Here is a 6,337-nt window from a genome sequence, read left to right as displayed (position 1 = left end):
ACACCGAACCCGACTTCGCTTCCCGTGCAAAGCCCTCCACCGGGGAGAGGTCGGATTGCCCCGAATTGCCCTTCGCAATTCGGTTGGCAATCCGGGTGAGGGGGACRCCTCGCGCCTTACGACGCAAGCATCGCCAGCTCCTCACTCGTCAGATGCCGCGCCTGACCCTTGGCAAGCTCGCCAAGCTCAAGACCGCCGATCGCCACCCTGATCAGCCTCAGCACTTCGATGTCAAAAACGCCGAGCAGCCGGCGGATCTGCCGGTTGCGACCCTCGTCGAGCACGATCTCCAGCCAGRCCGTCCGCCCGCCGCTGCGCAACAGTGCGATCGAGCTTGCCGTGAGCAACTCGCCATCGACGACGGCGCCCTGACGAAAGCGCTCGAGCATTCCCTCGTCGGGCGCRGCGGCGATCTGCACATGATAGGTCTTGGCGACATGCGAGGCAGGGTCGAGCAAACCGTTCGCCCAGCGCGTGTCGTTGCTGAGCAAAAGCAGCCCTTCGCTGGCCTTGTCGAGCCGGCCGACTGGCGACACGAACGGCAGGTCGAGCCCTTCCAGGCAGTCATAGACCGTGCCGCGGCCTTCGGGGTCGTCACGGGTCGTGACCAGCCCGCGCGGCTTGTTGAGCATCAGATAGACCTTGCGCTCCGCGACCACGCGCTCGCCGTCGACGGTGATGCGGTCGCGGCCGAGGTCGACCCGAAGCGAARGGTCGCGCGCCACCTTGCCGCCCACCCGTACGCGCCCCTCGGCGATCAAAAGCTCGGCCTGCTTGCGCGAGCAGAAGCCGAGCTTCGACAACGCCCGGTCAAGGCTGGCCTTGGCGACGACGGGTCGCGGCTGTGTCATGACGCAATTCGGTTCCACAGGTAAGTCAGGAAAGGTGCCACATATGACCAAGACCTCGCAATCTCGGACAATTCTGCCGGCCTGCGCTWCGATACGGAAGGCCGAGCCGGTTTGAGCGGTGTAAGCATTTTGAGTTGGACCGACGGTGCATTGTCCTCTATGTCCTCACATTGGGTCTTGCTTGGGGGTGGCGACGTGGCAGGGGAGCCGGTTTCGCTCGAGTCCGAAACGATTCCGGTCGGCAATCTCGGCAACGGCGATCGCGACGAGATGTTTCGCCTTTACGAGAGGTACTACGAGGCGACCGACCAGGGCCGCTTCGAACGAGATCTCTCGGAGAAAAATGCCGTCGTCGTTATTCGGCGCAATAGTGACATTGTCGGATTCTCGACCTTGGCGGTTGGCAGCCTGATCGTCGACGGCGAAACAGTGCATTACCTGTTTTCGGGTGACRCGGTGCTCGATGCGTCGCRCTGGGGCGACCCGKTTCTCCTGCGTGCATGGTTCCGCGCGGCTGGYGCGGTGAAAGCCAAGGTAGGCGAGGAAAGATTGTTCTGGTTCTCGATCATGATGGGCCATCGCACTTTCAGAATTCTACCCAACTTCTTTCGTGAATTTGTCCCGGCCATCGACGGGAAAGACAGGAGTGATTTGCGGCTGATCCGCAATCAAATAGCGGCGGCGCGCTACGGCCGTTTTTTCGATGCCACAAGCGGACTGATCGATTTTGGCCATTCRCAGGGTCATCTCYGACGAGAATGGGCAAGYGTCGAGAAGACGGCGGAACGAAACCGCTTTGYAGCATTTTTTCTGAGTGCCAATCCAGCATATTACCGCGGCGTCGAGCTCGCTTGTCTGGCCGAATTCAATTCCGCAAATCTGAAGCGATATGGAGCGACCAGCTTTGCCGAAGGTCTCAGCGATGGTCGCTGACGCCTGGGCAGGAATCGCCGGTGCCACCGTTGCGGCCGGGGCACAATTCCGCGCCGGGCTTGGAGACGTTGAGGTAGCGCAGCGCCATAGCCTTGCAAGTCTGATCAAGGCCAATCGCCTCACCGCCTTCGGGCGTGCCAACCGATTCATCGACATCACGTCCGCTGAGTCGTTCCGCTCGCTTGTCCCGATCGGTGACTATGCGGCGTTTCAGCCCTACATCGACCGTATCATCGGAGGCGACGACGCCGTGCTGACGGCAGAACCGGTCCGGTTCTTCGAGCAGACCGGCGGGAGTTCGGGCGGAGCTAAGAATATCCCTTATACCGATACCGCGCTCAAATCCTTCACCGATTGTCTTTATCCTTGGCTCGGGGATCTCATAGCGCGCCGTCCCGCCGTCACGCAGGGCCGTAGCTATTTTGCCTTGAGCCCGGTGGGTCGCTCGCTCGATCAGCGCATCGGCGCCTATCCATTGGGCAGTCCTTTGCCCTTCGCTTATTTCGGTGCTTTGCGCAGCAGTCTGATCGAGCTTTCGGCTGTGCCGATGGAACTCAGGCTTCTTGCCGATTTCGACACCTGGCAGAGAGAAACCTGTCTTTATCTGCTGCAGGCGGAAGATCTGGCTCTGATCTGGGTCTGGAGCCCGACCTACCTTACCGAGATTCTGCGTGCGATGCGGCGCGACGCGCTGAATCTGTTACCGACTTTGGCCTCCAGACTGGCGATATCGCAGGACAGGAATTCGGTTAACCGCCGCATCGAGACGCTTGAAAGCACGCTTTGCGGGTCGTCGAACGATCTCTCCRCGATCTGGCCCCGACTCGACACCATCAGCTGCTGGACGGATGCGTCGAGCAAAGGCTTCGCAGCCGAGCTGCAGGCGCTTTTCCCCCAGGCTTTCATGCAATCGAAGGGCTTGATGTCGACCGAGGCCRCCGTTTCCTTTCCTTTTGGCGACGGGCCGGGCTCGGTGCTTGCGGCGCACAGCGGCTTCTTCGAATTCATCGATGAAGCCGGCGATTGCCGTTTCGCTTGGCAGCTTGAAATCGGCCGCATATATCGTGTCGTCGTTTCGACGGGCTCCGGTCTCTATCGTTACGACACACATGACATGGTGGAGGTTGTCGGTTTCAGCGGCKACACGCCCCGTCTGCGATTCTGYGGCCGCGCCGGTGTCACCGTCGACATGTGTGGCGAGAAGCTGAGCGAGGCATTTGTTGCAAGYTGCCTCGAAAGGATCTCCGTGCCGTCCTATGCGCTGCTTGCTGCCAGGACGACTCCTCGACCGCACTACCAGCTTCTCGTCGAGGCCTGCTCGGACAATCCTCTGGATGGCGCCATCGCCGAGAGGCTCGACCGCGCCCTGACCGCCAACCCCCAATACGAATATGCTCGCCGAATCGGCCAACTCGACTTCGTGCGGTTGACATCGATCGACGATCTCTACGGCCGTTGGAAGCGTCACCGCATGCAAAGCGGCGCAAGCATCGCTGGCATGAAGGCGCCTGTCCTGCTTAGAGAGGTGGACAGTGTATTTCTGGCCGGACTGGGCGTTGCGGAGCGTTGATCGCGGTCAGCTCAATCGCAAGGACAACCGCTCCAATCCGCGTATCGAAGAATTATCCGTCCACTTCGCGCCGTCGATCGTTGGCTCAAGGCTTCTCCAGCGTCGAAGGAYGGCTTCCAGCAACAGCCTTCCTTCCATTTYCGCCAGCGTCCTGCCGATGCAGACATGGGCGCCGCGACCGAAGGCGAGATTCTGYCTGCCATGTCGGGTGATGTCGAACACTTGCGGCTGGGRAAACTGTTCTGGATCTCGGTTGGCGGCCCCAATCAGCAGGACAATCAACTGATCTTCATCGATAGGCTGGCCGGCCAACTCAGTCGGTTTCACGGGCCACCGGCAAATCTTCTGCACCGGGCTCTCCAGGCGCAAGGTTTCGGCAACGGCGCTGGCAGCAAGCCGTCGATCGGCCAGCAAGCTGGCCCATTGAGAAGGGGCGTGAGCCAGATGGAACAGCATGTTGCCGATCAGGTGTACGGTCGTTTCATGGCCGGCAAAGGCCAGGAAAGCTATATTGCGGCCAGCGGTCTCGAGTCCCAGCTTGTCGACCAGAGGCGGCAATCCGACAAGCAGTGGCGGCATCTCTCCGCGCGCCAGCAGGTCGCGCAACAGGTCGGTGAAATAGGCCGACATCTCCTCCGCTGCATTTGACACCGGTCCGAAGGCGTCGTCGAACCCCGAGTCGAGAATGACGCGGATCGATGCCGACCAGGCCCGCAATCTTGGCATGTCCTCAACGGGTACGCCAAGCAGGCGGCCAATCACCCGTTCAGGAACAGCGCGGGTGAAAGCGGCGACCACGTCGACGACACCTGCAAGGTCAGCCTTCGAGACCAGCAGATCGACGGCTTCTGCGACGAAAGGCTCCAGCGCGGTCGCCCCCTTGCCGACAAAGGGTTGCTGCAGGGCCTGGCGGATGGCGGYGTGCGCATGCCCCTCCTGATACATCAGCCATTCGTTGATGGCCGATCGTTGGTCGCTTGCATGATTTCGATCATTTGGGGGAACATGCGACAGCTGGCGATTGACAAGGCAGGCCGAAACGAGGTCGTATCTCGTTACGAACACGTCGCCCCAGGGCGACCGCCAGACGGGGGCCTGGTCGCRCATTTCATCATGAATAGAATAGATGTCGATAGAGCCGTTGAAGCAGCCGGCCCGCACGCCATGCCAATAGTGATTGGCGCAGTGCTCCTCCCGAGCTGGATATTGTCCCTGCATCGCTGCGTAATAAATCTCCGCCCTGCCCAACAGAGTGCCCAACCAACTCACCTCCGCTCGGCCGGGTCATGCTTTCCATGACCACGGCTGGAGCATCAGGTCCGATCTACTACCTCTGTACCCAGCGCCATGCTTACACGATCGGGGTGTTCCTTGGCTATTACCGCCATGGGTTGGACGACTTTTTGCGAATAATACCCTATGAGAAGATCGATCGGCTTGGCCGTCTCCCCACCGGCAACTTCATTTTCACGGATTTCGAAAGACTGTCCGCCGCCCAGTTGCAGGCCGCTTCGGAGCTTTGCCACCGCATTTCAGCACAGGACCCCGCCGCGCTGATGTTGAACAATCCGGCGAAAGTCCCGAATCGCTTCGATCTTCTGAAAAGGTTGAAGGCAGCGGGACTCAATACCTTCGACGTGCATCGTCTTGACGATTTCCGCGCGGTCCAGCGGTTCCCGGTCTTCGTGCGCTGGGAAAGCCGGYACGATCCACCCTTGACCGGGTTGCTGGAAAGCCCGGGCGCGCTGGATGCAGCGATAGCCGGCCTGCCGCCGAAAATTCGACGCGACCCGGACCTGATGATCGTCGAATATGGAGCGGCGGCGTCATCGGACGGCCGCTTTCGCAAATATTCAGCCTACAGGGTTGGGCCGACGATCTATCCGCAGCATTGTTTCATCAATGAAAACTGGTACATCAAATTTCCCAGCACCCGCTTCACCGAGGCGGACAGGGCGGAAAGCCGGACCTACGTCGCTGAAAATCCGCATGCCTCTCAAATCGAGCGCGTGTTTGATCTGGCTGGCATCGACTATGGCCGGATCGACTATGGCATTGTCGACGGGCGCATCCAGACTTTCGAGATAAACAACAATCCAACTGTCCTGGCACGGCCGCCCAACTGGGACGCCACAGTGAACTACAGCCGCTATGCCGAGATGCATGCGCATGCGCTGCGAGCAATCTTGCGGCCACCGTCCGATGTCGTTTTGGAAATCGGCCGCGGTAACCGGAACGTCGATGCGATCCACGCCAGCGCAATGCGTCGCGTGCGGCGCCGCATAGGATGGTTCCATCTCAGGCGAACCCTCTCGTTGCGCAGACTKAGGAAACGTCTTGCAAACCCGTCCGAGCAGCCAAGAAGCTGAGTTGATCGGACGGGTTTGATGCATGCGATTGAGCGTTCACGGCGCGCTCAGCCGCCGGTAGGAGACGCCGTCGAATGTTGCCGTCACGAAGCTCTTGACCGACATCTTGCGCTTGCGCCCGTCGCTGCAGGCATAGAGCGGCCAGCCGGCTTCGCTGCACTCGCTGGCCATGCAGATGCGGCTCACGCAGTTGCCTGTGGTCAGCCGGAAACCGCCCTTGCCGGCAAAGCCCTGCAGCAGGCTGCCGTCCGCCGAGCGCCATGTCCGTTGCTGGAATTCAGGCCGCAGCAGCCGAGGCTCGAGCGGCGCGGCCAGACCGGTCTGGGCCCCTTGGCCCGAATATTGAAGCCGGTAGCGCGCCATGCCAGTCGTATATGCGGTGACGAGATCGGATTGGCCGGAATAGGCCRCCGCGAGGTCGGGACGGTCGAAAAGATGGGACACGCGCGGCTCCGCCGCCGACGGCCTGGTCAAGGCGGYGATGGCGACAAAGGCCAAGCATACGCGCAGCATCCCGATTTCCAGCAGCCACCCCGGTCCGGCACGCCGGCTTGCCCGGCTGCCCGCGCATACAATCTTTCCAATCGGATTTTCGCGCAAGCGCCCGTTTTAAG

General features: G+C 60.9%; 6 protein-coding genes. 3 read left to right on the top strand and 3 right to left on the bottom strand.

What is annotated here, in order from left to right; genetic code table 11:
- Positions 1-116: 116 nt before the first annotated feature.
- A complete protein-coding gene (locus LCM4576_RS04815; RefSeq protein WP_071030771.1) occupies positions 117-851 on the bottom strand; it encodes a pseudouridine synthase in 735 nt (244 codons plus the stop codon).
- A gap of 195 nt (positions 852-1,046) precedes the next feature.
- Between LCM4576_RS04815 and LCM4576_RS04810 the strand changes: the two genes are divergently transcribed.
- Together LCM4576_RS04810 and LCM4576_RS04805 are read left to right on the top strand one after the other, a co-directional pair.
- Positions 1,047-1,784, top strand: a complete 738-nt coding sequence (locus LCM4576_RS04810) for a hypothetical protein (protein ID WP_071030770.1) — start codon at positions 1,047-1,049, stop codon at positions 1,782-1,784.
- Positions 1,774-3,354, top strand: coding sequence for a GH3 auxin-responsive promoter family protein (locus LCM4576_RS04805; RefSeq protein WP_071030769.1), 1,581 nt, complete (start codon positions 1,774-1,776; stop codon positions 3,352-3,354). The genes LCM4576_RS04810 and LCM4576_RS04805 overlap by 11 nt, the downstream gene beginning before the upstream one ends.
- A gap of 6 nt (positions 3,355-3,360) precedes the next feature.
- Here LCM4576_RS04805 and LCM4576_RS04800 read toward each other — a convergent pair whose 3' ends face one another.
- Positions 3,361-4,614: a cytochrome P450 gene (locus tag LCM4576_RS04800; protein WP_131803211.1), complete on the bottom strand. Its 1,254-nt coding sequence runs from the start codon at positions 4,612-4,614 to the stop codon at positions 3,361-3,363.
- Positions 4,615-4,640: 26 nt separating this feature from the next.
- On the opposite strand from LCM4576_RS04800, the gene LCM4576_RS04795 reads away from it, so the two are divergent.
- Positions 4,641-5,723 (top strand): hypothetical protein, encoded by a 1,083-nt coding sequence (locus LCM4576_RS04795; protein ID WP_131803210.1) that lies wholly within the window; start codon positions 4,641-4,643, stop codon positions 5,721-5,723.
- A 36-nt stretch (positions 5,724-5,759) separates the two neighbouring features.
- Here LCM4576_RS04795 and LCM4576_RS04790 read toward each other — a convergent pair whose 3' ends face one another.
- A complete protein-coding gene (locus tag LCM4576_RS04790) occupies positions 5,760-6,167 on the bottom strand; it encodes a hypothetical protein (protein ID WP_083361316.1) in 408 nt (135 codons plus the stop codon).
- Positions 6,168-6,337 lie beyond the last annotated feature (170 nt).

The organism is Mesorhizobium sp. LCM 4576, from assembly GCF_001854815.1.
Taxonomy (GTDB): domain Bacteria; phylum Pseudomonadota; class Alphaproteobacteria; order Rhizobiales; family Rhizobiaceae; genus Mesorhizobium; species Mesorhizobium plurifarium.
The sequence above is the reverse complement of the archived record's forward strand: the minus strand, read 5'-3'. Positions and strand labels throughout refer to the sequence as shown.